Annotated in this window: 22 protein-coding genes and 1 pseudogene; 16 read left to right on the top strand and 7 right to left on the bottom strand. The window is 72.6% G+C overall.

All coding sequences use genetic code 11. The features are described 5' to 3' along the window. Position 1: 1 nt before the first annotated feature. A complete protein-coding gene (locus tag ACIO3O_RS10535; RefSeq protein WP_401744293.1) occupies positions 2–871 on the top strand; it encodes an immunity 49 family protein in 870 nt (289 codons plus the stop codon). A gap of 17 nt (positions 872–888) precedes the next feature. On the opposite strand, the gene ACIO3O_RS10530 is transcribed toward ACIO3O_RS10535, so the two are convergent. Next, positions 889–1,428 carry a TetR/AcrR family transcriptional regulator gene (locus tag ACIO3O_RS10530; protein WP_401744292.1) on the bottom strand — a complete coding sequence of 180 codons (540 nt, stop codon included), beginning with the start codon at positions 1,426–1,428 and terminating at the stop codon, positions 889–891. A 271-nt stretch (positions 1,429–1,699) separates the two neighbouring features. Here ACIO3O_RS10530 and ACIO3O_RS10525 point away from each other — a divergent pair. Beyond that, positions 1,700–1,951: pseudogene (locus tag ACIO3O_RS10525) on the top strand (thymidine kinase); the annotation flags it as partial. 112 nt (positions 1,952–2,063) lie between these two features. Here the strand turns inward: ACIO3O_RS10525 and ACIO3O_RS10520 are convergent. Beyond that, positions 2,064–2,840 carry a VOC family protein gene (locus ACIO3O_RS10520; protein WP_401744291.1) on the bottom strand — a complete coding sequence of 259 codons (777 nt, stop codon included), beginning with the start codon at positions 2,838–2,840 and terminating at the stop codon, positions 2,064–2,066. A gap of 249 nt (positions 2,841–3,089) precedes the next feature. On the opposite strand from ACIO3O_RS10520, the gene ACIO3O_RS10515 reads away from it, so the two are divergent. Then, a complete protein-coding gene (locus ACIO3O_RS10515) occupies positions 3,090–3,917 on the top strand; it encodes a sulfurtransferase (protein ID WP_401744290.1) in 828 nt (275 codons plus the stop codon). Between the two features lie 94 nt (positions 3,918–4,011). On the opposite strand, the gene sepH is transcribed toward ACIO3O_RS10515, so the two are convergent. Next, positions 4,012–5,103, bottom strand: a complete 1,092-nt coding sequence (gene sepH, locus ACIO3O_RS10510; protein WP_401744289.1) for a septation protein SepH — start codon at positions 5,101–5,103, stop codon at positions 4,012–4,014. 542 nt (positions 5,104–5,645) lie between these two features. Between sepH and ACIO3O_RS10505 the strand changes: the two genes are divergently transcribed. Beyond that, positions 5,646–6,542, top strand: a complete 897-nt coding sequence (locus tag ACIO3O_RS10505; protein WP_401744288.1) for a hypothetical protein — start codon at positions 5,646–5,648, stop codon at positions 6,540–6,542. 151 nt (positions 6,543–6,693) lie between these two features. Here ACIO3O_RS10505 and ACIO3O_RS10500 read toward each other — a convergent pair whose 3' ends face one another. After that, the gene (locus tag ACIO3O_RS10500; RefSeq protein WP_401744286.1) at positions 6,694–8,010 is read right to left on the bottom strand and encodes a D-arabinono-1,4-lactone oxidase; all 1,317 of its coding nucleotides are present in this window, start codon (positions 8,008–8,010) and stop codon (positions 6,694–6,696) included. Further along, the gene (locus ACIO3O_RS10495; RefSeq protein WP_401744285.1) at positions 7,973–9,220 is read right to left on the bottom strand and encodes an MFS transporter; all 1,248 of its coding nucleotides are present in this window, start codon (positions 9,218–9,220) and stop codon (positions 7,973–7,975) included. Before ACIO3O_RS10495 ends, ACIO3O_RS10500 begins: the two co-directional genes overlap by 38 nt. A 160-nt stretch (positions 9,221–9,380) precedes the next feature. Between ACIO3O_RS10495 and ACIO3O_RS10490 the strand changes: the two genes are divergently transcribed. After that, entirely contained in the window at positions 9,381–10,550 is a 1,170-nt protein-coding gene (locus ACIO3O_RS10490) for a ferrochelatase (RefSeq protein WP_401744284.1), read from the top strand. 300 nt (positions 10,551–10,850) lie between these two features. Beyond that, positions 10,851–11,669, top strand: a complete 819-nt coding sequence (locus tag ACIO3O_RS10485; RefSeq protein WP_401744282.1) for an inositol monophosphatase family protein — start codon at positions 10,851–10,853, stop codon at positions 11,667–11,669. Positions 11,670–11,746: 77 nt separating this feature from the next. Here the strand turns inward: ACIO3O_RS10485 and ACIO3O_RS10480 are convergent, their stop codons facing one another. Further along, the gene (locus ACIO3O_RS10480) at positions 11,747–11,917 is read right to left on the bottom strand and encodes a hypothetical protein (protein WP_401744281.1); all 171 of its coding nucleotides are present in this window, start codon (positions 11,915–11,917) and stop codon (positions 11,747–11,749) included. A 362-nt stretch (positions 11,918–12,279) separates the two neighbouring features. Here ACIO3O_RS10480 and ACIO3O_RS10475 point away from each other — a divergent pair, with 362 nt between their 5' ends. From ACIO3O_RS10475 to ACIO3O_RS10460, 4 genes are all read left to right on the top strand, one after another. Beyond that, positions 12,280–12,933, top strand: a complete 654-nt coding sequence (locus ACIO3O_RS10475; RefSeq protein ID WP_185026810.1) for a response regulator transcription factor — start codon at positions 12,280–12,282, stop codon at positions 12,931–12,933. Positions 12,934–12,940: 7 nt separating this feature from the next. Continuing rightward, positions 12,941–14,182 carry a sensor histidine kinase gene (locus ACIO3O_RS10470; RefSeq protein WP_401744280.1) on the top strand — a complete coding sequence of 414 codons (1,242 nt, stop codon included), beginning with the start codon at positions 12,941–12,943 and terminating at the stop codon, positions 14,180–14,182. 413 nt (positions 14,183–14,595) lie between these two features. Further along, positions 14,596–14,892, top strand: a complete 297-nt coding sequence (locus ACIO3O_RS10465; protein WP_185026814.1) for a DUF4193 domain-containing protein — start codon at positions 14,596–14,598, stop codon at positions 14,890–14,892. A gap of 13 nt (positions 14,893–14,905) precedes the next feature. Further along, positions 14,906–15,925, top strand: a complete 1,020-nt coding sequence (locus ACIO3O_RS10460) for a hypothetical protein (protein WP_401744279.1) — start codon at positions 14,906–14,908, stop codon at positions 15,923–15,925. Here the strand turns inward: ACIO3O_RS10460 and ACIO3O_RS10455 are convergent. Continuing rightward, the gene (locus ACIO3O_RS10455; RefSeq protein ID WP_401744278.1) at positions 15,922–16,371 is read right to left on the bottom strand and encodes a DUF3093 domain-containing protein; all 450 of its coding nucleotides are present in this window, start codon (positions 16,369–16,371) and stop codon (positions 15,922–15,924) included. The two genes, ACIO3O_RS10460 and ACIO3O_RS10455, sit on opposite strands and share 4 nt — an antisense overlap. A 58-nt stretch (positions 16,372–16,429) precedes the next feature. Here ACIO3O_RS10455 and ACIO3O_RS10450 point away from each other — a divergent pair, with 58 nt between their 5' ends. The 6 genes from ACIO3O_RS10450 (at position 16,430) to ACIO3O_RS10425 (ending at position 25,808) form a co-directional block, all read left to right on the top strand. After that, entirely contained in the window at positions 16,430–17,056 is a 627-nt protein-coding gene (locus ACIO3O_RS10450) for a PaaI family thioesterase (RefSeq protein WP_401744277.1), read from the top strand. Beyond that, the gene (dut, locus tag ACIO3O_RS10445) at positions 17,053–17,601 is read left to right on the top strand and encodes a dUTP diphosphatase (protein WP_401744275.1); all 549 of its coding nucleotides are present in this window, start codon (positions 17,053–17,055) and stop codon (positions 17,599–17,601) included. Before ACIO3O_RS10450 ends, dut begins: the two co-directional genes overlap by 4 nt. 1 nt (position 17,602) lies before the next feature. Further along, complete coding sequence (locus ACIO3O_RS10440) at positions 17,603–18,358, top strand: DUF3710 domain-containing protein (RefSeq protein ID WP_401744273.1); 756 nt, start codon at positions 17,603–17,605, stop codon at positions 18,356–18,358. Positions 18,359–18,562: 204 nt separating this feature from the next. Then, positions 18,563–21,901, top strand: a complete 3,339-nt coding sequence (locus ACIO3O_RS10435; RefSeq protein ID WP_401744272.1) for an ABC transporter permease — start codon at positions 18,563–18,565, stop codon at positions 21,899–21,901. Next, positions 21,898–24,843, top strand: coding sequence for a hypothetical protein (locus ACIO3O_RS10430; RefSeq protein ID WP_401744270.1), 2,946 nt, complete (start codon positions 21,898–21,900; stop codon positions 24,841–24,843). Before ACIO3O_RS10435 ends, ACIO3O_RS10430 begins: the two co-directional genes overlap by 4 nt. Beyond that, positions 24,840–25,808, top strand: coding sequence for an ABC transporter ATP-binding protein (locus ACIO3O_RS10425; protein WP_401744268.1), 969 nt, complete (start codon positions 24,840–24,842; stop codon positions 25,806–25,808). Before ACIO3O_RS10430 ends, ACIO3O_RS10425 begins: the two co-directional genes overlap by 4 nt. Positions 25,809–25,876 lie beyond the last annotated feature (68 nt).

Here is a 25,876-nt window from a genome sequence, read left to right as displayed (position 1 = left end):
AGTGGTAACGAGCGTTCCTCGTCACGACTTTCCTGCGGAAGCCGGGAGCGCGGACCTCGCTGGGCTCACGCAGAGCGTCCGCCGGATCATCGACCGGCTCGGCGAGTCCGAGATGTCGCGCTCCCGGGCGCTGGCCAGCACGTTGACGGTCGCCAAACTGCGGTGCGCCGTCGATCCCGAGGTGGAGAAGTTCGAGACGTGGGAGGCGTGGATCACGGCGATGCAGGTCGGCTCCGCGCTGTTCGACGCGGCCGTTTCCACGGAGAGCACCGTCACCTGCCGTATCGGGGTCAACGGGGAGGAGCAGACTCTTCCTTCCACCGGACCGACGGGTTACACCCATGCGGGAGCGTGGGTGACGTCCGTCTACCTGGCCACCATTTGCCGGGAAAATGAACGCCTCGACCGGCTGATGCGTGTTCCGGTGGAACTCCTCCGGGATTCGGGTGCAGTTTTCGACGAGTACATTTATGCCTGGGTGGAAGCCCTCCAGAGTTACTGGTTCCGTCGTTCCGATGAAATGTGGGGCAAGCTGGTCACGGCAGTTGAGGGAACCGAACCCGCAACCGCGCAGTACGCCGACGCGGACCTGCTGTTGAAGATCGCGTATCCGCCGCTGGAATTGTTTCAGCTCTTCAACCGCAGGGAGACGGAGCAGTTCAACACCGTTCTGTCCGAGTCGCTCACGTGGCACAAGCAGTATTGGACGAGTGACGAGGCGCGCTCTCTCGACAGCGATGGACTGGTGGCCCTCGGTCCCCTCGCCCTCGCCTGCATGGCCCACGACAATGACTTCCCCGTCGAAGTGAATTCCGAGTACCTGCCCAAGGGGCTGCTGGAATTCGGCTGGGTGGGCGAGGTCGACGCCTAGCGGATGCGCATCCGCCCTCAGACCCGGGCGAGCAGCCCGTCGATCACGGTCTCCAGGCCGCGCCGGTGGTCGTCCGTTGACGTCACCTCGTTCCACCGGGACCCGAAGGCGGCGAGCCTCGGGTACTCCCGGGCGTCCAGCGACGCCATGGTGAGGTCGAGCCGCGTGGGCGCGGTCCGCTCGGGCCGCCTGCGGTGGCGCAGGGTCAACTCGCCCACGGTGTAGGTCCAGATGACGCGATAGCCCTGCGCCGCGTCCTGCGGGGTGAGCCCGCACTCGACCAGTGAGTCGATCACGCCCTCCACGATCCACAGCGCGGAGACGCTCGCGAAGGCGTCGGAGGACAGCACCTCCACGATCCACGGGCGGTCCGCCAGGATGTCGTGGAACATGTGCGCGCAGTACGACAGCCTCTCGCGCGGATCCCCCGGCAGCTCGGGGCGCGGAATGGCGTCGGCGTACACGTCCAGGAGCAGCATCAGCAGCTCGTCCTTGTCCTGTACGTGGTGGTACAGGGCCATCGGCGTGCTGTTGAGCTCCCGGGCCAGACGGCGCATGGACAGCGCCGCGGCCCCCTCCGTAATCGTCCCGGCCGGCGGCCAGGTCTACCCGTAAGGAAGGCATCATGTCGAAACTCCTCAGAGCCCCTAGGGAATGTGCGTCCTGGACCCTGGCGAAGCCACGTACTTCGGTCGGGCCCAGGGCTACGGAATCGGAGAACCTGACGTCATCGACGGTCGGGGCCCCGACCTCACTGACCAGTTGTAGATCTATGTTGACGGCAGGGACGGCGGTGGAGACGTGGGAGGCGGTGGTCGGCTGCCAGTGCAGGGGATTATCGAGTTGGCGGACCGGCTGGAGACCTTGCAGGTCGAGGCGATGTGCTGGTGCGGGGCGCGGGCGACGCACAACGCGCGCACGGTCGGCGGCGAGCAGGTCGTCGTGGGCGACGTGAACCAGCCCGCCGAGGACATCGGGTACGAGGTGCTGTGCCGCCGTCATCACCGCAGGCACATGACCAGCGCGTCGGCCCACGCGGGCGCGCTGTCCCCGGACGTGCTGCCGGTCAGCGCGAGCTGAGCCGACGAACCCCGGACCGGGGCCTTGCGGTGACCGGTGGTTGAGCGCCGCCCGCCAGCAGGGCGGCACCCCGTACCCACCCGGTGCGCTCACCGCCACGGCGGTGTGCGCCTCACCCGCCGTTCGACTTCACGATCGTGAACACCGCCCCCTCGGGGTCCGCGACCACCGCCGCCCGGCCGTTTGTCGTCTCGCGGGGCTGCTGGAGGACGTGGCCGCCCAGGTCGCGCACCAGCAGTGCCGCCGCGTCCGTGTCCTCGACCTCGAAGTACGTCATCCAGTGCGCGCCCCGGTCGCGCGGCAGCGCGTTGCCCACCCCGTGCAGGGAGGCCACCGGCTTCTTGTCCAGGAGCAGCGTCGTGAAGTCGAAGTCGGCCGAGACGACCGCCTCCGCGTCGTAGCCGAACACCGCCTGGTAGAACTTCACGATGCTGGACGTCTCCCGCGTCACCAGCTCGTTCCAGACCGGCGTCCCCGGCGCCCCGGCGAGCGCCGCGCCCCGGTGGTCCGCCGCCTGCCAGAGGCCGAACACCGCGCCCGCAGGGTCGGAGGCGATCGCCATCCGGCCCGCGTCGCCCGCGTCCAGCGGGCCGACCGCGACCGTGCCGCCGCTGCTGTTGACCGCCTGTGCGGTCGCCCCCGCGTCGTCGGTCGCCAGGTACGGCGTCCACGCGGTGGGCAGGTGCCGGTCGGGCGGCAGCTGGCCGAGGCCCGCGACCTCCCGTCCGTCCAGCAGGGCCCTGACGTACGGGCCGAGCTGCTGGGGGCCCGGCCGGAACTCCCAGCCGAACAGTGCTCCGTAGAACTCCTGGGTGGTGGGCAGTTGGTGCACCATCAGACTCACCCAGCAGGGGGTGCCGGGCGTGTGCCGTGCGGCAGCCTCGGTCATTCACTTCTCCTCGGACCATTCGTGGTGGCCGTACAGGATCGGGGCGTGCACGCCGTTGTGCGGTACGGATTCGTGCCCCGCGCGTCGCGGTACGGATTCGTGCCCCGTGCAGATGCTTGCACCACCCGGCGCGGAGCGCGCCCCGGCCGCGCCGCGCGTCTCGTTTCCACCTCGTTACGAGAGGGCCCCGGGACGGGGGAGTGGCGGGGGAGTGACGGCCCGGCGCTGCGCTGCGCGAGGATGGCCCCCATGAACGCCATCATCTCCGCAGCCGACCTCGCGAGCGAGTCGGCAGGCCCCCGTCCGCCCGTCCTCCTCGACGTCCGCTGGCAGCTCGGCGGCCCGAACCTGCGCCCCGAGTACGAGGCCGGGCACCTGCCCGGCGCCGTCTTCGTCGACCTCGACGCGGAGCTGGCCGGACCGCCCGGCACCGGCGGCCGCCACCCGCTGCCGGACCCGGAGGCCTTCGGTGCGGTCATGCGCCGCGCGGGCGTCTCGGCGCACACTCCCGTCGTCGTGTACGACGGCGGGCTCGGCTGGGCCGCGGCCCGCGCCTGGTGGCTGCTGCGCTGGACGGGCCACCAGGACGTACGGGTCCTGGACGGCGGCCTCGCGGCCTGGGCGGGGGAGCTGAGCACCGAGACCCCGGCGCCCGCCGAGGGCGATTTCCGGCCGAAGCCCGGCGGCATCGGCCTGCTGGACGCGGACGCCGCCGCCGACCTCGCACGCACCGGCCTGCTTCTCGACGCCCGCGCCGCCGAGCGCTACCGGGGCGACGTCGAGCCCATCGACCGTGTCGGCGGCCACATCCCGGGCGCCGTCTCGGCCCCGACCAGCGAGAACGCCGCCGCCGACGGCCGCTTCCGGCCCGCCGCCGAGCTGGCCGGGCGGTTCGCCGGACTCGGGACGGGCGAGGCGAGTGCCGTCGGCGTGTACTGCGGCTCCGGGGTGTCCGGGGCGCACCAGGTGCTGGCCCTGGAGCTCGCGGGCGTCGAGGCGGCGCTGTACGTGGGGTCCTGGTCCGAGTGGTCCTGCGACGAGTCCCGCCCGGTCGCCACGGGCGCGGACCCGCAGTAGGCACACCGACGAGGAGGGGCCCGTACGCAGAACGTACGGGCCCCTCCTCACGACGACGTACTGCCGTCCACTCCTGCTCGTACTGCCGCTCCCGCTACTCCTGCTTCTTGCGGCGCGTGCCGAAGACGATCTCGTCCCAGCTCGGCACCGCGGCCCGGCGGCCCGGACGTACGCCGTCCGCCTCCGCCTGCCGGTCCGTCGTACCGACCAGCCGGTCGCGGTGACCCGCCACGGCACGCGGCATCAGCACGTCCGCGTACGCCGCTCCCGCCCCGGCGGCCGCGGGCGGCTCCTCCGGTACGGATTCGCTCTCGTCCGCGTCGAGCGCGTTCGGCGGCTCCGGCGGAGGCGGCGGAACCTGACGCTCCGGCACCACCATGTCGCCGCGGAAGCTGGGCACGGCCTCCAGCAGGCTGGTCAGCGAGTCGCGCTCGGACCCACCGTCGTCCGCCTCCATGGCGGGCGGCGGCGCGGGCCGATCCAACTGCCGGTCCAGGGCCCGGTCCAGCGGCCGCTCCAGGGAACGGTCGAGGGCCCGGTCCAGCGGCCGGTCGCGCGGCAGGCGGGCGATCCGGGGCACGAACGGGAAGCTGGGCTCGGGAGCCGCGGGCAGGTCGTCGCTCTCGCCGATCAGCGAGCGCGCCTCGTCGTCCACGGCCGCGACCAGCCGGCGCGGCGGGTCGTACGTCCAGCTCGCCGAGTGCGGTTCGCCCGCGACCCGGTAGACGAGCAGGACCTCCCAGGTGCCGTCGTCGCGACGCCAGGAGTCCCAGAGGACGGTCTCCTTGTCGGCGCCGCGCAGCAGCAGTCGCTCCTGCACCGCCTCGCCCAGCTGCGGACCGGCGTTCTCACCGGGCCTGCGGACGGGGGTCTTGCGGGCGCGCTCGGCCATGAAGGCGCGCTCGGCGAGCACGGGCCCCTCGAAGCGGCGCACCCGGTCGACCGGAATACCGGCCATCTGGGCGACCTCTTCGGCAGAGGCTCCTGCTCGTATCCGCGCCTGGATGTCGCGAGGGCGGAGGTGACTCTCCACCTCGATCTCGATCTGGCCGAGTCGGGCGCGGTCGTTGCGGACGGCGGCACGCAGTCGCTCGTCGATCGGAAGCGTGTACTCCGTGCTGTCCGCAGCCTTCAAAACCAGCCGTGTGCCGTCGTTGCTGACGGCCACGACACGCAGTTCGGGCATGGGGACCTCCCGGGTGGTGCCTGCCGACGTCACGTGCGTCGCTGCTTCCGCTAGTCGAGTGTGGCCTGCCCGGGTGCAGCCTGCCACTACCTTGCCGTGTTGCCCGGCGTGTCGGGCGTTGCGCCCTCGCTCGCCGTTATGGCACGGTGACCTGTTGTCGACGCAAAGTAACCATTGGTCACCCTGTGTAGCAGGTACCCGTTCGATGCCGCGGCGCCGCCGGTTACGAGTGCCGTTCGGCCCCCTCCCGAAGGGTCCGGACGCCCAGGGGGAGACCGGTTCCAGGGCTCGCCACACTACTCCATTCGGGCCACATGGGTGGACCGGCGCGCCGTCGAAGTTCTCCCCCGGTACGGGAGTTGTCACACCCCCGAAGGGGTCGTCCCCCGTCAACGTTCACGAGCGCGCTCCTGCCCCGTGAGTGACGGGCTGACGCCCTTGAGTGTCCTGATTCACAGAAAGATCAGAAGCGGAACTTTTCACTTCGCCCAAATGTCCCTTCCTGTAGCAAGGTGGAACGGAAGGGCAAACAGAGGTTGGGGATGGACAAGAAGCCGGATACCGGTGAAGAACCGGCAAAGCGCCGCATCGATCTGAGCGTGGCGCAGGTCGCGGGCAGTGCCGTGGCCGCGGTGGTCGCGGCCGTGCTGGCGTCCAAGCTGGGCGTGTACGGAACGGTCATCGGCGCGGGCGTGGTCAGCGTCGTCGCCACCAGTGGCGGAACGATTTTCCAGCACTTCTTCAAGCGCACCGGCGAGCAGTTGCGCGAGGTCACCGTCCACGCGAAGCCGAAGAACCGGCAGCCGTACGTGGACGGCGCGACGCGCGTGCTGCGCCAGGTGGAGGTGCCGACGGGACTGGGCGACGGCCAGGTTCCGGGCGACGGCGAGTTCAGCGAGGCGACCGTGCACGGCACGCGCGTACGGGGCTGGAAGCGCTCGGCGATCGGGGCCGCGGTGGTGTTCGCGGTCGCGATGGGCGGGATCACGGTGTACGAACTGGTCGCATCGCCCCTCAGCGGCAACAGCAGGCCCGCGATCGAGAGCGTCTTCACCGGCAACCAGGAGAAGCGGACCCCGCCCGCCGAACAGCCCCCCGCCTCCCAGGACCCGGACAAGGGCACCACCGGCACCACCGGCGAGACCCCCGACAAGGGAACCGGCGGCAAGCAGACCCCCGACCCCGGCACCAGCACCACCGGCGGCAACGAGACCCCCGACCCGGACCCCACTCCGACCCCCGACCCCACCACCGGCACCGGTGGCACCACGGGCACCGGCGGCACCACCGGTGGCCAGACCCCGCCGCCCACCAAGGACCCGGAGACCGGGGCCGACCAGGGCGCCAAGACCGACCAGGGCGCCGCGGAGGGCACTCAGGGGCGCCAGCAGGCACCCGCACCGCCCGCCGGGGCGGGTGCGGACACCCCGGAGTCCTGAGGGCCCCTGCGGGCGTCCCGGGGCCTCGGCGGGCCGGCCCCGGACCCGTCGCGCCCGGGTCCCCGTCCCGGGCCCCGGCACGCCCCGCCCGGCAGCCCATGCGGGGCGTGCCCGGCTCCGTAACGCCTCGTCAGCGGCCGCCGAAGGGGCCTCAGTCGCCCAGCACGCGCCGCAGGTAGTCGTTGCCGAAGAGGCGGTCGGGGTCGAGACGGTCGCGGAGGGCGGTGAACTCGGCGAAACGGGGGTAGGCCGCCGCCAGGTACTCGGCGTCGCGGGTGTGCATCTTGCCCCAGTGCGGCCGTCCGCCATGCGCCGTCATGATGCGTTCGACGGCGGTGAAGTACGCCTGGTAGGGCGTGCCCTTGTACATGTGGACCGCGATGTAGGCGGTCTCCCGGCCGGACGCGGTGGACAGCGGGATGTCGTCGGCGGGGGCGGTGCGCACCTCCACCGGGAAGCTGACCTTGAGCGGCGAGCGCTCGACCATCGCCTTCACCGCGCGCAGCGCCTCCACCGCCGCCTCGCGCGGAAGGGCGTACTCCATCTCCACGAAGCGCACCCGGCGCGGGCTCGTGTAGACCTTGTACGGAATGTCCGTGTACGTACGGGCGGACAGGGCGCGGCTGGAGACCTTGGCGATGGCCGGGACGGTGCGCGGCACCGCCCTGCCGAGCGAACAGACCACCTGGAAGAGCCCGTTGGACATGAACTCGTCCTCGATCCACCCGGCGAGCCTTCCGGGCGGGGCGACCGGGCCCAGGGTGCGGTTGTTGCGCTTGGTGTTGCAGTTGTCGGTGTGCGGGAACCAGTAGAACTCGAAGTGCTCGTTCTCGGCCACGAGCGCGTCGAAGTCCGCGGTGACCCGGTCGAAGCCCATCGGCTCCTCGCGGGCCGTCAGGTGGAAGACCGGCTCCACGGCGAAGGTGATCGCGGTGATGACGCCGAGCGCGCCCAGACCGATGCGGGCGGCCGAGAAGATCTCGGGGTTCTCCTTCTCGGAGCAGGTCAGGACCCGGCCGTCGGCCGTGATGAGCTCAAGGGCCTTGATCTGGGCGGCCAGTGAAGCGGACTCCCGGCCGGTGCCGTGGGTGCCGGTGCTGGTGGCGCCCGCGACCGTCTGCTCCATGATGTCGCCCATGTTCGTGAGCGACAGGCCCTCGCGGGCCAGCGCCACGTTGAGGCGCTTGAGCGGAGTGCCCGCCTCCACGGTGACCGTGCCCGCCTCGCGGTCGATGTCCCGGATGCCGGTCAGCAGGTCGGGACGGACGTGCACGCCGTCGGTGGCCCCTATGGCGGTGAAGGAGTGGCCGGTGCCCACCGGCTTGACCTTCAGACCCTCGGCTGCGGCAGTACGTACCGCGTCGGCCAGCTCCTCGACGGACGAGGGGGTCACCGCCCGCGCGGGGCGGGCGGTGACGGTGCCCGACCAGTTACGCCAGGCGGTGCTCGTCTTCGTGGTGTCGCTCATCGGCGCCGTGCCCTCCCCGAGTCGGTGCCGGCCTGCCCAGCCGGCGGTACCCCAGGAACGCCACCGCGGCCGCGACGGCTCCCGCCACGACGGGCACCACGTACGCCGCGTCCGCGCCCATCCCGTCGACGGCCCACCCTGCGGCGGACGAGCCGAGCGAGACGCCGACGGCGAGCCCGGTACTGGTCCAGGTCATGCCCTCGGTCAGTTTGGTGCGGGGTACGTGCTGCTCGACGAGGGCCATCGTGGTCACCATCGTCGGTGCGACGGAGAGGCCCGCGACAAAGAGCGCCACGGCCAGAAACGGAAGGTTCCCGGCCAGTTGGAGGGGGATCATACTCACGGCCATCGCACACACGCCCAGCAGCCACCTCTTCGTGGGCGAGCCCTTGAGGTGCAGCAGCCCGAACACCGCGCCCGCCAGGCACGATCCGAGCGCGTACGTCGCCAGCACGAGGCTGGCGGCGGCCTTGTGGCCCTGCTCCTCGGCGAAGGCCACGGTGACCACGTCGACCGACCCGAAGATGGCACCGGTGGCGACGAAGGTGGCCACCAGCACCTGAAGGCCCCGGGACGTGAGCGCGGAGCCGCCCCTGGCGCCCGGCGCGCGCGGATGCGGCACCGGCTCGGTGGCACGCTGCGCGGTCAGCCAGAAGACGCCCACCAGCAGGAACACACCCGCGATCAGCGGGCCCGCCTCGGGGAACCAGGCGGTGGACAGGCCGATCGAGGCGATCGGCCCGAAGATGAAGCAGATCTCGTCGGCGATCGACTCCCAGGAGTACGCGGTGTGCAGTTCGCGCGGGGAGTCGCGGTAGATCGCCGCCCAGCGGGCCCGGATCATCGACCCGACGCTGGGTACGGTGCCCGCGCCCGCCGCGAACACGAACAGCGTCCAGTCGGGGGCGCCCTGCTGGGCGCAGACGAGCAGGCCCGCGACGGCGACGGCGGCCACCAGCGTCGCCGGGCGCAGCACCCTGCTCTGGCCGTGCCGGTCGACCAGCCGGGAGATCTGCGGGCCGAAGACGGCGGCCGACATCGCGAGGGTGGCGGAGAGGGCGCCCGCCAGGCCGTAACGGCCGGTGAGCTGGGAAATCATCGTGACGATGCCGATGCCCATCATGGACAGCGGCATCCGGCCGAGCAGCCCCGCCACCGAGAAGCTCGTGGTGCCGGGGGCGGCGAATATGGCGCGGTAGGGACTGGACAACTGAGGTTCCGCCGATCAGGCGCGCTCTGGGGGCCGGCGCCGTTAACACGTGTAAATGGTTCGTACAGGTTTTCGTACAGATTACGTACCGGATCGCCGCACCGGCAGTGTGATCTGTGTCGGGTGCGGGCCTGTCAGAGGCGGGTGGCAGGATCGAGGTATGCCTGATCAGCCCGATGCGGTCCTCGGTGACACGCTCCTCGCAGCGTCCGACGCGACCCCCTACGACGCCCTGCTGCTGCTCTCCTTCGGCGGCCCCGAGGGCCCCGACGACGTGGTCCCGTTCCTCCAGAACGTCACCCGCGGCCGCGGCATCCCCGAGGAGCGCCTCAAGGAGGTGGGGCAGCACTACTTCCTCTTCGACGGCATCAGCCCGATCAACGAGCAGAACCGCAAGCTCCTGGACGCCCTCCGCAAGGACTTCGCCGAGCACGGCCTGGCGGACCTCCCGGTCTACTGGGGCAACCGCAACTGGGCCCCGTACCTGACCGACACCCTGCGGGAGATCACCCGCGACGGGCACCGCCGCATCGCGGTCCTGGCGACCAGCGCGTACGCCTCGTACTCGGGCTGCCGCCAGTACCGCGAGAACCTGGCCGAGTCGATCGAGGCACTGCGGGCGGAGGGTCTTCAGCCGCCGCGCGTCGACAAGCTGCGGCACTACTTCAACCACCCCGGTTTTGTACGGCCGATGGTGGACGGCGTGCTCATGTCCCTGGCCGAGCTGCCCGAGGAGGTGCGGGACGGCGCCCACCTGGCCTTCACCACGCACTCCATCCCGAACGCGGCGGCCGACACGTCCGGTCCCGTGGAGGCGCACGGGGAGGGCGGTGCGTACGTCGCCGAGCACCTGGACGTGGCGCGGCTGATCGTGGACGAGGTGCGGGAGGCGACCGGGGTCGCCGAGCGGCCGTGGGAGCTGGTGTACCAGTCGCGGTCCGGCGCGCCGCACATCCCGTGGCTGGAGCCGGACATCTGCGACCACCTGGAGGCGCTGCACGGGGCGGGGGCTCCGGCCGTCGTCATGGTGCCGATCGGTTTCGTGTCGGACCACATGGAGGTGCTGTACGACCTGGACACGGAGGCGACGGCGAAGGCGGCCGAGCTGGGGCTGCCGGTGGGGCGGTCGGCCACCGTCGGCGCCGACCCGCGGTTCGCGGCTGCGGTGCGGGAGTTGGTGCTGGAGCGGGCTGCTGCCGAGCGGGGTGTGGTGGTTCGCCCCTGTGCGCTGGGGGCGCTCGGGGCGAGTCATGACGTGTGCCCGGTGGGGTGCTGCCCGTCGCGGGCGCCGAAGCCTGCGGCGGCGGGGGCGGACAGTCCCTTCGGGTGAGGGGGTGTGCGGGGTGGTGAGGTGTTCTCCTCCCCGCCCCGCCCCTTCCCGTAACCCTGCGGGGCGGGGACCGGTTCCGTGCGGGTTCGTTGTGGCTGGTCGCGCCCACGCGGCGGAGCCGCACATCGGCAGAGCCCCGCGCCCCTGAATGCCTGCCCTTCGGGCGGCATATCAGCCCGTCCGGCGTTTGAGGACGCGCGGGCGGAGCCCGTGCAGGGGGCAAGGGGCGTAGCCCCATCAGGAACAGCAACCCGCCGCAGCAGGCCCCCGGCGCCACACACCACCACCCATGGGAGAACCGTGAACGACGAGAATCTGAAGGCCGAACTGCTCCGTGTCGCCCTCGAAGTGGCCCGGCGGGCCGGTGAGCTGCTCCGGGACGGGCGGCCCGACGACCTCGCAGTGGCGGCGACCAAGTCCAGTTCGGTGGATGTCGTCACCGAGATGGATCTCGCGGCCGAGAAGCTGATCACCCAGATCCTCGCCGAGCGGCGGCCCGAGGACGGCGTGCTCGGGGAGGAGGGCGCCGCGACCGAGGGCAGCAGCGGGGTGCGGTGGGTGGTCGATCCGCTCGACGGGACCGTCAACTACCTGTACGGGCTGCCCACCTGGGCCGTCTCCGTCGCCGCCGAGTACCGGGGCGAGACCCTCGTCGGCGTCGTCGAGGCGCCGATGCGCCGGGAGACGTACCGCGCGGTGCTCGGCGGCGGCGCGTACGTGGACGGTCCGGCGGGGCCGGAGCGCAGGCTCGCCGTCCGTTCTTCTCCCTCCCTCGACCAGGCGCTGATCGGCACCGGCTTCGGCTACCTCGCCGAGCGCCGCAGGCGGCAGGCGGAGATCGCCGGGCAACTGATCCCGGGCTTCAGGGACATCCGGCGCGGCGGCTCGGCGGCCGTCGACCTGTGCGACGTCGCCGCCGGGCGGCTCGACGGCTACTACGAGCGCGGGCTCAACCCCTGGGACTACGCGGCCGGTGACCTGATCGCCCGCGAGGCGGGCGCCCTGACCGGCGGCAGGCCCGGCAGCCCGGCCTCGCCCGAGCTGACGGTCGCCGCCTCCCCGGGCGTCTTCCCCCCGCTCCAGGGGCTGCTGGAGGACTTGGGCGCCTGGCACGACTGACGCGCCGCCCGGACATGACGGAGGGGCTCGACCCGGCGACGTACCGGATCGAGCCCCTCCGCTCGTGGGCGTACCGCTTACGCGGCCACGTCGATCTCCACGCCGTGTTCGGCGGCGAGCTGGTGCAGGTCGTTGAGCTCTTCCTGCTCGACGTCCACGAGGAAGTCGTCGCCGGCCTCCCGGGCACGGGAGAGGTCCGACTCGGTGTCCTTTATGCGCTTCAGGAGACTGGTGGTGAAAGCGTCCATGGGTGCGCCCCCTCGTCATGGGTCGGTGGCACGGGGGTGTGCCGAGGGTGGTTCGATCACACGCACCCCCGGCAGCGTCGGCGCATGCCCTCTGGACCGTCCCGGGGGGACAGAGCGGGCTGTGGCGCGCCACATACGGGGCGTGATCGCGGGTGTTTGAATGTCCTCCCCGCCAGGTGCCGGGGAGAAACCTCAACTGCCCCAAGAATCATGGAAGTCGTCGCTGCGCCCGGCCGTCCGTGCCCCGCCGGGAGCGCCCCGCAAGCCGCCTTACAGCCGGTTTACGGCCGAAACGGGCAGGATGGGGGTCCACACACCATGCACCGTGAGCCGTCTCACGGTGCCCGAGGGAAGGACCCGACGTGCGCGTACTCGTCGTCGAGGACGAGCAGCTGCTCGCCGATGCGGTGGCCACCGGACTGCGCCGGGAGGCCATGGCCGTCGACGTCGTGTACGACGGCGCCGCCGCCCTGGAACGGATCGGCGTCAACGACTACGACGTCGTGGTCCTGGACCGCGACCTCCCGCTCGTGCACGGCGACGACGTCTGCCGCAAGATCGTCGAGCTGGGCATGCCCACCCGGGTCCTGATGCTCACCGCCTCCGGCGACGTCAGCGACCGCGTGGAGGGCCTGGAGATCGGCGCGGACGACTACCTGCCCAAGCCCTTCGCGTTCACCGAGCTGACCGCCCGCGTGCGTGCGCTGGGCCGTCGCACCACCGTCGCGCTGCCGCCCGTACTGGAGCGCTCCGGCATCAAGCTCGACCCCAACCGGCGCGAGGTCTTCCGCGACGGCCGGGAGATCCAGCTCGCGCCGAAGGAGTTCGCGGTGCTGGAGGTGCTGATGCGCAGCGAGGGCGCCGTGGTGTCGGCGGAACAGCTCCTGGAGAAGGCGTGGGACGAGAACACCGACCCCTTCACCAACGTCGTACGGGTGACCGTCATGACCCTGCGCCGCAAGCTGGGCGAGCCGCCCGTCATCGTCACGGTGCCCGGCTCGGGCTACCGGATCTGAGGCGGCGGTGAAGACGGCCCCCGCCCCACCAGCAACACCGCCCAAGCCCTCCTGGGACCCCCGCCAGCCGGAACCGGCCTTCCCCTGGATCCGCTCCACGATCCGGATACGGCTCACCCTGCTCTACGGCGGCATGTTCCTGATCGCGGGCATCCTGCTGCTGTCGATCATCTACCTGCTGACCGCGCAGGCGCTGCGGGACGGCACGGCCTACCCCGACTTCCAGATCTCGGGCCCGGCCAGGCTCTCCAGCCACAGCTGTCCCTCCATCGTCGACGCGCAGAACAACGGCCAGCTGAACACGATGCTGCGCGAGTGCATGAGCGGCCAGCGGCAGGACGCCCTCAACGACCTGCTGAACCGCTCCCTGCTCGCCCTGGTCGGCCTCAGCGTCATCGCCTTCGCCTTCGGGTACGCGATGGCGGGCCGCGTCCTGTCGCCGCTGGGCCGGATCACCCGCACCGCCCGACGCGTCGCCGGTACGGACCTGACCCGGCGCATCGAGATGGACGGCCCGGACGACGAGCTGAAGGAGCTGGCGGACACCTTCGACGAGATGCTGGACCGGCTGGAGCGTGCCTTCACCGCCCAGCAGCGCTTCGTCGCCAACGCCTCCCACGAGCTGCGCACGCCGCTCGCGATCAACCGGACCCTCCTGGAGGTCCACCTCTCCGATCCCGGGGCCCCGGTGGAGCTCCAGCAGCTCGGCAAGACCCTGCTGGCCACCAACGAGCGCAGCGAGCAGCTGGTGGAGGGTCTGCTGCTGCTGGCCCGCAGCGACAACCAGATCGTCGAGCGCAAGCCCGTCGACATCGCCGAGGTCGCCACCCGGGCCCTCGACCAGGCCCGTGGCGAGGCCCAGGACAAGGGCGTGGAGCTGCGCGGGGAGCAGAAGCCCGCGGTGGTCCAGGGCAACGGCGTGCTGCTGGAGCGGATCGCGCTGAACCTCGTTCAGAACGCGGTCCGGTACAACGTGGCCGACAATGGCTGGGTCGAGGTCACCACCGAGATCCAGCACGGACAGGCGGTGCTGGTGGTTTCGAACACGGGTCCAGTGGTTCCCGCGTACGAGATCGACAACCTCTTCGAGCCGTTCAGACGGCTGCGTACGGAGCGAACGGGCAGCGACAAGGGCGTAGGCCTGGGGCTGTCCATCGCGCGCAGCGTCGCGAGGGCTCACGGAGGCCGTATCATCGCGGAGCCTCGCGAGGGCGGCGGCCTCGTCATGCGCGTGATGCTTCCGGTCTGAGTTCCTTCGGACACGGCAGTGTGACGTCTGGTGAAGCCGTCAATGTGTTCGCTTTAAGCGGAATTTTCGGGACGGAAACCCGGGAGCTCCGTGTGTGATCGATCACAGGTCGCATTTCCCGGCCACCTACTCTCCGTGATCACCAACCCTCCTCAAAACCCGGAAAAGTCCGGGTTTCCGGGGGGTGGGATCACGGGAAGTACACGGGGTGGTGCACGGGCGGTGCGACATTCGGACCGTGTACGGTCCCGATCGCCATCCAAGACGATCACTCCGCGGAGTGCGTCTGAGGTGTCGATTGAGTAACAGACCTTGATGTGAGGCAAAATCTCCGCCTCAGGTCGGGCACAAGTCCGGCCTCTCACGCGTTACTGCGCTGGAGACACCGCAACCACCCAGAGGGGGAGAGCGACATGGCAACGGATTACGACACCCCACGTAAGACCGATGACGACCTCAACGAGGACAGCATCGAAGAACTCAAGGCACGGCGGAACGACAAGTCGAACACGACCGTCGACGTCGACGAGTTCGAGCAGGCTGAAGGCCTGGAGCTGCCCGGCGCGGACCTTTCCAACGAGGAACTGTCCGTCCGCGTGCTGCCCCGTCAGGCCGACGAGTTCACCTGCATGAGCTGCTTCCTGGTCCACCACCGCAGCCAGCTGGCCCGCGAGAAGAACGGCCAGCCGATCTGCCGCGACTGCGACTAGGACGGGGTCGGCCGTGACTGGCGCGACACCGTTCAGGAAGCGGCCTTTCCGGCGCAAGAACGCGTCGGAGGCACAACAACCGGGCGGGAACGGCCCGACGGACGCCACGGAGGCGTCCGCCGAGTCCTCCGCCCTCGTGCCGTCCTCCGCCGGGGAATCTCCCGACGCGGACGGCACACCCGGAGAAGCCGCCGGCGTACAGAGCGGCGGGCAGGACCTCGCGGTCCCGTCCGACGGTTCGAAGGGGTCCGTGACCGGGACCCGGCGCCTGGCGGCTCTCAAAAAGGGCGTCCCCGCCCTCAAGAAGGGCGTTCCCGCCCTCAAGAACAGCGTCCCCGCCCTCCGGCAGGGCGTCCGCAAGGGCGGCGAAGGAGCGAAGGCCGCCCTCGCCCACCTCACCGACCGCGTCATCGACAACGCCCCCCGCGTGCCCGTGCGCGACCTGGCGACCCTGCGCAAGCAGTTCCCCGGGCTCACCCCCGAGGAGCTCGCCGACAAGCTGGTCGCGGGCGCCGCCAACGGCACCTCCACCGTGGGCGCGGGCATCGGCGCGGCCGCCATGATGCCCGTACCGCCCGCCATGCCGGCCGAGCTGGCCGCCGAGATCACCGGCGTCGCCGCGATCGAGCTCAAGCTCATCGCGGAACTCCACGAGGTCTACGGTCAGCGCCCGCCCGGCAACCTCAAGCAGCGCACCATCGCCTACCTGGGCTCCTGGGCCGAGGAACGCGGCGTCGACATCACCAAGCCCACCACGCTGAACGCGGCGCTCGGCGGACAGATGAAGCGCGAGCTGCGCCAGCAGATCATGAAGCGCATGGTCCGCAACCTGCCGAACCTGATGCCGTTCATGGTCGGCGCGGCCGTGGGCGCGGTCATGAACCGCCGCGACACCCAGAAGCTCGCCGAACACATCCGCCGTGACCTGCGCACCCGGCAGGTCCCCTGGGACGCGCTCCCCGAGCTGCCGCCCCTGGACCACGCCCGCGAGCTCAGGGAGCTGGAGGCGGGCGGCAAGGAGTCGGAGGGCTAGCCCGCCGCCCGTACGGACTTCAGGAAGTCGGCCAGGGCCTGGGGGTGCCTCGTGGAGAGGTAGACGTACGGAGTCGGGTCGTCCGGGTCCGTGACCGGAATGCGGACCGCCGTCGGGATGTAGCTGCGCAGCAGCATGAAGGCGCGCAGATCCGCCTTGTACGTGCGCCAGGCGCGCGCCTCCTCGGCGTCCAGCACCTCGACGTCGCCCAGCGCGGACACCGGAATCCGGGCGTCACCGGCGACCAGCGAGTCCGCGACCACCCTGATCCGCACCGATCCGTAACTGCTGACCAGCGCACCCGTCAGCAGGATGCCGACGACCACCGCGCCCAGCATCGGCAGCGTGCCCAGCGGCAGCAGCATCAACCCGCACGCGATGCCCACCCCCACGGTGATGAGCCACCAGGAGCGGGGCGCGGTCAGGCGTTCTTCGTAGGACTGCATACCGCTTAGCTTGGCACGGCGCGACCTGCGTATCCGTACGCGGGTAAGGTCTGCGCCTGTGAGTACTGACAACCCCCGGGAGGCCACTCCCGGACGCCCGGCCGCGTCCGCGGCCCTGACGCCCCCGGCCGACGCCATAGCCCCCCTCCGGCACCCCGAAGCCCCGGCCCCCGGGGAGCTGCTCGGCGCGCACTACGAGCACTGTTTCGGGTGCGGCGAGGGACAGCCGCACGGGCTGCACCTGGCGGCGCGGGCGGGCGAGGGGCCCGGCGTGCGGGTCAGCGCGGAGTTCACCGTCAAGCCCGCCCACCAGGGTGCCCCCGGCCTCGCGCACGGCGGCGTCCTGGCCACCGCGCTGGACGAGACGCTCGGGTCGTTGCAGTGGCTGCTGCGGGTCATCGCGGTGACGGGACGGCTGGAGACGGATTTTGTCCGTCCCGTGCCCGTCGGCACGGTGCTGCACCTCGACGCCGAGGTGACCGCCGTGCACGGCCGCAAGATCTACTCCACGGCGACCGGACGGATCGGCGGCCCCACCGGGCCCGTCGCGGTCCGCGCGGACGCCCTCTTCATCGAAGTCAAGGTCGACCACTTCATCGACAACGGCCGCCCGGAGGAGATCCAGGCGGCCATGGCCGACCCCGATCAGGTCAGGCGCGCCCGCGCCTTCGAGGTGAACCCATGAGCCGTAACCCTGTAGATGTGCTGATTCGGCGCGTGGACCCGGACGTACCGCTTCCGTCGTACGGACACCCCGGGGACGCCGGGGCCGACCTGGTCACCACCGAGGCCTGCGAACTGGCCCCCGGCGAGCGGACCGTGCTGCCCACCGGCATCTCCATCGCGCTGCCCGACGGGTACGCCGCGTTCGTGCACCCGCGCTCCGGGCTCGCCGCCCGCTGCGGTCTGGCGCTCGTGAATGCCCCGGGGACGGTGGACGCCGGGTACCGTGGGGAGATCAAGGTGATCGTGGTCAACCTGGACCCGCGCGAGAGCGTGCGGTTCGAGCGTTTCGACCGGATTGCCCAACTGGTCGTCCAGCAGGTCGAGAAGGTCCGCTTCCACGAGGTCGCGGAACTCCCCGGCTCGGCGCGGGCCGAAGGGGGCTTCGGGTCCACCGGCGGCCACGCCGCGGTGGGTGCACCGGAGGGTGGCCCGGCGGACGACACGAGTGATTCAGTGGGTCGGAACTCCTACGCTTCGGTCGTTGCCGACCGGGAAGGAAAGTGACGTGTTCGGACGTCGCAAGAAGAGCGAATCCGCCGAGGACGAGGCGGGCGTGACCGAGCAGGTCGCCGAAGAGGTCGAGGCCGGGGACGGCGAGGGGCAGCGGGTCAACCTGCCGCCGGCCCCCCGCCCCGACGGCCCGTGGGACGTCTCCGAGGTCTCCTCGCCCGGCGAGGGCCGGGTCGACCTGGGCGGCATCTTCGTGCCCGGGGTCGAGGGCATGGAGCTGCGCGTGGAGGTCGCGGGCGACGCGATCGTGGCCGCGACGGTCGTCCTGCGCGACAGCGCGGTGCAGTTGCAGGCCTTCGCCGCGCCCAAGAAGGAGGGCATCTGGGGCGAGGTCCGCGAGGAGATCGCCACCGGCATCACCTCCCAGGGCGGCCACATCGACGAGGTCGAGGGCCCGCTCGGCTGGGAGCTGCGCGCGCAGGTCCCCGTACAGCTGCCGGACGGCAACAGCGGTGTGCAGCTGGTGCGTTTCGTCGGTGTCGACGGCCCCCGCTGGTTCCTGCGCGGAGTGATCTCCGGGCAGGGCGCGGTGCAGCCCGAGGCCGCGGGCGTGCTGGAGCAGATCTTCCTGGACACCGTGGTCGTCCGGGGCGAGGGGCCGATGGCTCCCCGCGACCCGATCGTCCTGAAGCTGCCCGACGACGCGCAGATGGTCGCCGAGGGCGTCCAGCAGGAGGAGCAGGCGGAGTCCCGCTTCTCCGGCGGCATGGGGCAGTTGCAGCGCGGCCCGGAGATCACCGAGGTGCGCTGAGTCCCCACGGAGGGGATCGCCCGGCTCGGCTGAGCCCGCTTTCGTTCGTACGGCCGGTGGCCCGCACTCCCGCAAGGGGTGCGGGCCACCGGCCGTTTCACCGCAACTCCTTTTCCGAGAGCGGCAGTTGGGGTGTCGGAAGCATTGCCCGCCGCCCGGTGGGCCTCTCATACTGTGGCGGTCACACGGGGGAGGAATGCGGCTGTGGGGGACAAGAAGCCGCGGACCGGGCGCGCCAGGACGCCCGTTCTGCTGCGCTGGGGGCGGCACCACGCCCTGGTGCTCTGTGCGGCGGCGCTCGCCGTGCTGCTGGCCGCGACCGTGCTCGCCGCGCTCGCCGCCCTCACCGAGAAGGCCGTCGAGGGAGGCATCCAGCGCCGCCTGGCCGCCGACCAGGCCGCGTCGCTGCGGGTCCTGGGCGACCACCCCAAGGGCAGTGCCGTCGCCGCCGACTACGCCCGTACGGACGCCGGGGTGCGGGCCGCGTTCACCCGGGCCTTCGGCGACGTCCCGCACCGCACCGTGCCGGTCCTGCGGTCGCCGTCGTCGTTCGCCGGCGGGTTCGGCGTGACCGACACGGGCGGGCGCGAACTGGACGACCTCACCGTCAGCGTGGTCGCCGTCGGCGGCCCGGGGGCCGCCGCACGACCGGCCAAGGACCAGGACGCCCGGCTGGTCGCGGGCGCGTGGCCGCGTGCGGGCGCGGCCGGAGGACGGATGGAGGCCGCACTGCCCGTGGCGCTCGCCGCCCGGCTGGCGCTGCGCCCCGGTGACGCCTTCACCGTCGTGCTGGCCGACGGAAGCCGGGTACGGGCCCGGATGACCGGCAGCTTCGACACCGGCGGCGGCAACCCGGCGCTGTGGCGTGCGGCGGCCGGTTCCTTCGGCGTCAGCACGAGCCTGGTCCTCGTGGCGCACGAGGCGTTCGTCGCCGAACCCCGGTTGGTCCGCGACACCCGGGACCTGTGGGTCGGTCTGCCCCGGGCCGAGCGGATACGGCTCGGCGACATCGAACCGCTCCGCGACCGGCTCCTCGGATTCACCGGGAGCGACACCAACCTCTCCGTCTTCCGGGGCGCCGAACCGCCCCCCGGGCCGAAGATCACCGTGGACGGATCGCTGGCCTCCGCCCTCGACCAGCTCACCACGCCCATCGCCGTCAGCCGGGCCGGTCTCTACATCCCGGCCAGCCTGCTGGCCGCCCTGGCCGCCGCAGCGCTCGTCCTCACCGCCCGCCAGCTCGCCGAACACCGCAGACCCGAACTCGCCCTGCTCGCCGCGCGCGGAGCGGGCACGCCCCGCATCGCCGGGTCGGCCGTCGCACACTGGATCGCCGTCGCGGTGCCCGCCGGACTCGCCGCGCCCTTCCTGGCGGGGCCGCTGCTCGGGGTGCTCGGCCGGGCCGGGTTCCTCCCCGGCGACGTACCGCAGTCGGCGCTGCTCGCCGTCGGCTGGGCGATGGCGCTGCTGGCCGTGCTGGTGCACGGGGCGGCGATGCTCGCGCCCGCCGTCCGCGCCGCGGGCGACGGGGAGGCCGTCGCCAAACTCCGCCGCCGGATGGGGCGTTGGGCGGGTGCGCAGCGGGCGGGCACCGACCTGGCGCTGGCCGTCGTCGCCGTCCTGGGCTGGCTCCAGCTCCAGCAGTACCGCACCCCGGTCGGCGACGCGGGCGTCGACCCCGTCCTCGTCCTCGCGCCCGTCACCATGACCTGCGCGTCCGCGCTGCTCGTCCTGCGGCTGCTGCCGCTCGTCGCCCGGATCACCGAACCCCTCGCCGGACGCGGCCGCGGGCTCGTCCTGCCGCTGGGCGGCTGGCAGGTCGGCCGCCGGGCCACCGGGCACGCGGGCCCCACCCTGGTGGTGGCGCTCGCCCTCGCGGTCGGGGCGCTGAGCAGCACCTCGCTGGCCATGCTCGACCGGGGCGACCACGACCAGGCGGTGTTCCAGGTCGGCGCCGATCTGACGATCAGCCCCAGCCCCACCGGGGGAGTGCCGTCGGGGGAGCGGCGCGCCGCCTTCCAGGCGCTGCCCGGCGTGCGCTCCGTCACGCCCGTCTTCGACACCCGGGGCACCCTGGACCAGGCGTCGGTGGGGATCACCGCCCTGAACACCAGCACCGGTCCTGCCCCCGCCGTCCGCCCCGACCTCGTGCGGCGGCCGGTGGCCGAACTGCTCGCCCCGCTGGGCAAGAACATCCCCGACCACGGCATCGTCCTGGGCCCGCAGGCCCACCGGGGCGGCCGGGACCGGCTGCCGCTGCGGGTGCGTCTGTCGGCGGACGGACCCGGCAAGCCGGCGCCCGTACGGCTCGCCGTGGACTTCGCGGACGGCGACGGCCTCGTCAGCCAGAGCGCGGTCCTCCTGCCGGTCGACGCGGGACGAGCCCGGACCGTACGGCTGCCGCTGCCCGTCCACGCCGACGACACCGCGCCCGTACGCATCGTCCGGGTGGCCCTGAGCATGCAGGGCGAGACGGTGCAGCGCACCTACCGGCTGACGGTCGACGGGCTGCCGGGGCTCGGCGAGCGCCCGCTGTGGCTGGACTACGAGCTGGGGAACCGCGTTCCGCGCGCGGCGGCGGGCTGCCCCGGCGCCGGGCCGCCGCTGCCCGGATCGCCGACACCGTCCGGCCCGGTGCTGTGCACCGACACCGGGAAACCGGGAACGCTGCTGGACTCGGTGGTACGGGGGCCCGTGCTGCCCGCCGAATTCCCCAAGTGGGGCGTCTCCCTGGTGCCGACCCCCGCGCAGGAGGCGGCCGCGCCGATGCCCGCGCTCGCCACCGACGCCCTGTTCGACTCCCAGAACCTCCGCGAGGGCAGCGTCCTCAAGGCCACCGTCTCCGGGCGCCTGCTGCGTTTTCGGATCGTCGGCCGGATCGCCGCCGTCCCGGGCACCGAACGCGCCGAGCCACGGCTGCTGGCCGACTCCCGGGCCTTCACCGCCCAACTCGTCCTGGCCGGTGGGCTGAGCGAGGACGAGCGGACGTGGTGGGTGTCGGTGCGCGACGGCGACTCGGCGGCCGCCCTGCGCACCGCCCGGCAGAAGCAGTACGGCACCGTCGTCGACGTGCCGCAGGTGCAGCGCGCACTGGCCGACGACCCGCTGCGGGAAGGGTCCCGCGGTGCGCTCACCCTGTGCCTGATGCTCGCCCCGGCCTTCGCGGTCGTCGCCTTCACCCTGCACACCGCGCTCTCCGCGCGGGCCAGGCAGCGGGAGTTCGCGCTGCTGCGGGCGCTGGGGGTGCGGCGCGGACAGCTCGCCGCCTACCTGTGGACCGAGCAGCTGGTCATCGCCGCCGTCGCGGCGGTGCTCGGCACCTGCCTCGGTACGGTGCTCGCCTCGGCGATCATGCCGCTGGTCACCGTCGACGCGGGAGGCAGCCCCGTCTTCCCGTGGCTGCGCACCGAGATCCCCTGGGGGAAGGTCGGGCTGACCGTCGGGGCGACCACCGCCCTGATCTGCGGGGTGGTCACCCTGGCGGCGCGCTTCCTGGCGCGCACCGACCTGGCCCGGGTGCTGCGCGCGGGGGAGGACCGATGAGCGGCGACCGCAGGACACCGGACGGCCCGGACGAGGGCCGCGGGCCCGAGGACCGTACGCGTACGACATCGGACGGGTCCGGTACGGATTCCGGCGCGGCGAGGAAGAGGTCCGGGGCGTCCGGCGGTGCGGTCAGCGGGGCGTCCGGCGGGGCGCGGCCGGGTGGCGTCGGCCGGCTGCTGCGGCACTCCGGTCTGCGCCGGGCCCGCGCGCAGGCGCCGCTGCTGCTGTGCCTCACCCTGCTCACCGCGCTGCTCGCGCTCGTCGCCTCGGCGGGCCCCGGCGTCGTCGACAGCCTCGCCGGGAAGGCACTGGCCGGCCGGCTGACCGAGGCCCAACGCGCCGCGCCCGGGCTGGAGTTCTTCACCGTCTTCGCCCCGCTCGGCACGAAGGAGACGCCCACCGGGGCGATGGCGGGCGACCTGGAGGCGACCCGCAACCTGATCACCGGATCGGTGCCCCGACAGCTGGCCGGCAAGGTGGTCCACGACTCCACCCGCATCGAGATCCGCGGCGGCTACACCCCGACGCCCGGGGGCGAGACCGGCTTCACACTGGTCCTGCCCGACGACGCGCCGAGCGCACAGACGTACGCCGAAGGCCGCCCTCCCGCCCCCGTCTCCACCGGCAGGGAACTGGAGGTCGCGGTCTCCACCCGTGCGCGCGACACGCTCAAACTGCGCCTCGGCCAGCGACTGGTCATGACGCCCCGCCCCCTGTTCAAACAGGCGGGCGGTCCCGTGCGCGTCGTCGGGTTCTTCACCCCGAAGGACACCAGGCTCCAGCGCGAAGTGCCGCCGCTGGCCACCCCGTTGCGGACCTCCGCCCCCAACGCGGCCCCGGCCTGGCAGACGTACGCGATCATCGGCGTCTCGGGCGCCGAGCGCATCCAGGAGGAGCAGGGCTTCGACCTGATGGCCGTCTGGCGGCTGCGGCTGAACCTCGACGCCGCCGACGCCACCCCCCTGGCGACCCAGCAGGGACTCATCAGCCTGCGGCAGAGCTTCACGGCGTACACGGACAACGCGGCGACACAGTTCTGCGGCGAGCCCAGCTTCGGGTCCGGCGGCTACGAATGCGCGCTGGGCCGGCACGGCAGCACCAGGCTGCTGAGCGTCGGCCCGCTCCTGAAGGCCGTCGACACCTTCGAGAAGGACTGGGCCCGCGTCCGGGTGCTCATCGCCTTCGCCCCCGCCTCGCTGTTCTGCGTGGGCCTCGCCGCCTGCGCCGTCGCCAGCCTGCTCGCGCTCCGGCGCCGCCTGCCCGAACTGCGGCTGCGCCGGGCCCGCGGCGCCTCCGCGCTGCGCCTCGCGTGCGCCGCCGGGGCGGGCACCGCACCCCTGGTGCTGGCCGGCTGTGCGGCGGGAGTGCTGCTCGCGCACCGGTACGCCCCCGCCGGGGCGCCGCCCCCCGGCATCGCGACCCCGCTGTACCTCGCCGTCGCCGTCTGGCTGCTGCTGCCCCTGCTCACCTGGCACGCCCTGCGCGACGGCGCCCTGCACGCCCCGATCCGCACCCGGTCCCGGCGCACCCGCAGCGCCGCCCTGCGCCGCCTCACGCTGGAGGGCGGGCTGCTGCTGCTCACCGGCACCGGTGTGTTCCTCCTGCGCTCGCGCACCCCCGCCGCCGAACCCGACCTCCAGCTCGCCGTCGTCCCCGCACTGCTGGGCGTCGCCGCGGTCATCGTGCTGGTGCGCTGCTATCCGGCCCCGGTGCGCGCGGCGGCCCGCTGGTCGGCCCGCCGCAGGGGCACCGTGCCGATGCTCGCACTGTCGAGGGCCGCCCAGGACGCCCCCTCGCGCGCCCTGGCACTGCTGGTCCTGGTCACCACCCTGGGCACCGCCGTCTTCGGCGGCCTCGTCGCGCAGACCCTCGCCGAGGGGCGCCGCGACGCCGTCCGGTGGCAGACCGGGGCGGACGCCTCCTACGTCGTCGACACCCTCGACCCGGGAGCCGTCCGCAGCCTCTCGACCGCACCCGGAGTGCGGCACCACATCGTCATCACCCAGCGCTCGGCCGACCTGCGGGACGGCCGCAACGGCACCACCGTCGGCAACGTCGCCCTGCAGTCCCTGGACGCCGCCGCCCTGCGCAGGGCCGCCCCGCACTCCGCCGTCGCCCGCGCACTGACGGGCGTCCGGCCGGGACCGGGCAAGGAGATACCGGTGCTGGCCGCCCCGCCGCTGCGCCAGGGCGGCGTCTACCAGGCACAGGTGCGCGGCACCGACACCCGGGTCAAGGTGGTCGGCCCCCTGCCGGACGACGTCGCCCGCGACGACGTCCTGGGCCCGCTGCACAGCACCTCGGACACCCCCGTGGTGCTGGCGGACGCCTCCGCCGTCCAGAACCTCGACCCGTCCACCGTGACCAGGTCGGCGCTGCTGCTGTACGGGACCGACATCGACGCCGCGGCACTGCGCACCCTGGTGCCGCGCGGCGGGAAGAGCTCCAACGTCGGCACCCTGAGCATCCTCGCCGACGAACAGGCCGCGATCGCCGACGACCAGGTGCTGGCCGCGCTGACGACGGCGTACCGGCTGTGCACCGTACTCACAGTGCTCCTCGCACTGGTCGCGCTCGTCCTCGACCTGCTGCTGTCCGCACCCGAACGCGGGCGCACCGCCGCCCGGCTGCGCACCATGGGGCTCGGCGACCGCGCCACCGGGGCGCTCAACCTGGTGCAACTGCTGCCGGTGGTGGCCGCCGCCGCGCTCGGCGGCAGCGCGCTGGGGCTCCTGCTGCCCGGACTGCTGGGCGACGCCCTGGACCTGCGCGGCTTCACCGGCGGCCCGCTCGACCCCGTACCGCGCACCGACTACGCGGCCTTCGCCGTCCTGGGCGGCGGGTTCCTGCTGCTGGTGGCGGCGGCCGTGGCCGTGGAGACCGCCCTGGCCAGACGCCGCAGGCTGGGCACCGTACTGCGACTGGGAGAACAGACATGACCGGCACCGTGGCCGACCTGAGCGCCCTGGAGGAGCGCGCCCGCTCGGGTGCGGAACCCGTCACCGACGAAGGACTGATCGTCTGCGACAACGTCGTCCGGGTCTACCGCACCGAGGACGTCGAAGTGCAGGCCCTCCAGGGCCTCGACCTCGTCGTCGACGACGGCGAGTGCGTGGCCCTGGTCGGCGCGTCCGGCTCCGGCAAGTCCACGCTCCTGTCGATCCTCTCCGGCCTCGACCTGCCCACCGCCGGACGTGCCCGGGTGGCCGGCCACGACCTGCTGTCCATGGGCCGCACCGAGCGCCTCGGCTACCGGCGCAGCACCGTCGGCTTCGTCTGGCAGCAGACCGGCCGCAACCTGCTGCCGTACCTCACCGCCCTGGAGAACGTCACCCTGCCGATGAAGTACGCGCGCGTGCCGCGCCGCAAGCGCGCCCCGCAGGCACAGGAACTGCTGGACGCGCTCGGCGTCGGATACTGCCGCGACCGCCGCCCGCAGCAGATGTCCGGCGGCGAACAGCAGCGCGTCGCCGTCGCCGTGGCGAGCGCCAACAGCCCGCGGGTGCTGTTCGCCGACGAACCCACCGGCGAACTCGACACCGCCAGCGGCGAGGAGGTCTTCGCCGCGCTGCGCCGCGCCAACGAGGAACTCGGCATGACCGTCCTGGTGGTCACCCACGACCCCCTGGTCTCCGACCAGGTCCGGCGCACCGTGCGGATCCGGGACGGCCGGACCGCCACCGAGACGCTGCGGGCCCACGGGGCGGCGGCAGGCGAGGAGTTCGCCGTGCTCGACCGGGTGGGGCGGCTGCAACTGCCGCGCGAGCACATCGAGCGGTACGGGCTGCGCGGCCGGGTCCGCCTGAGCGCCGAGAGCGACCACGTCGGCGTGTGGGCGGACGGGACGCGGCGCCCGGCGGATCCCGGAGAGGGGCCGAATCCCGCACCCGATCAAGGAGATTGACCGGCGGCGGGCCGAATGTCGGACCCATGGGCAACAATGAGCGCACGGACAGCAGTACGAACGTCAGC

This window comes from Streptomyces sp. NPDC087440, assembly GCF_044744005.1.
GTDB lineage: Bacteria > Actinomycetota > Actinomycetes > Streptomycetales > Streptomycetaceae > Streptomyces.
This window is presented reverse-complemented; position numbering and strand designations above follow the sequence as displayed.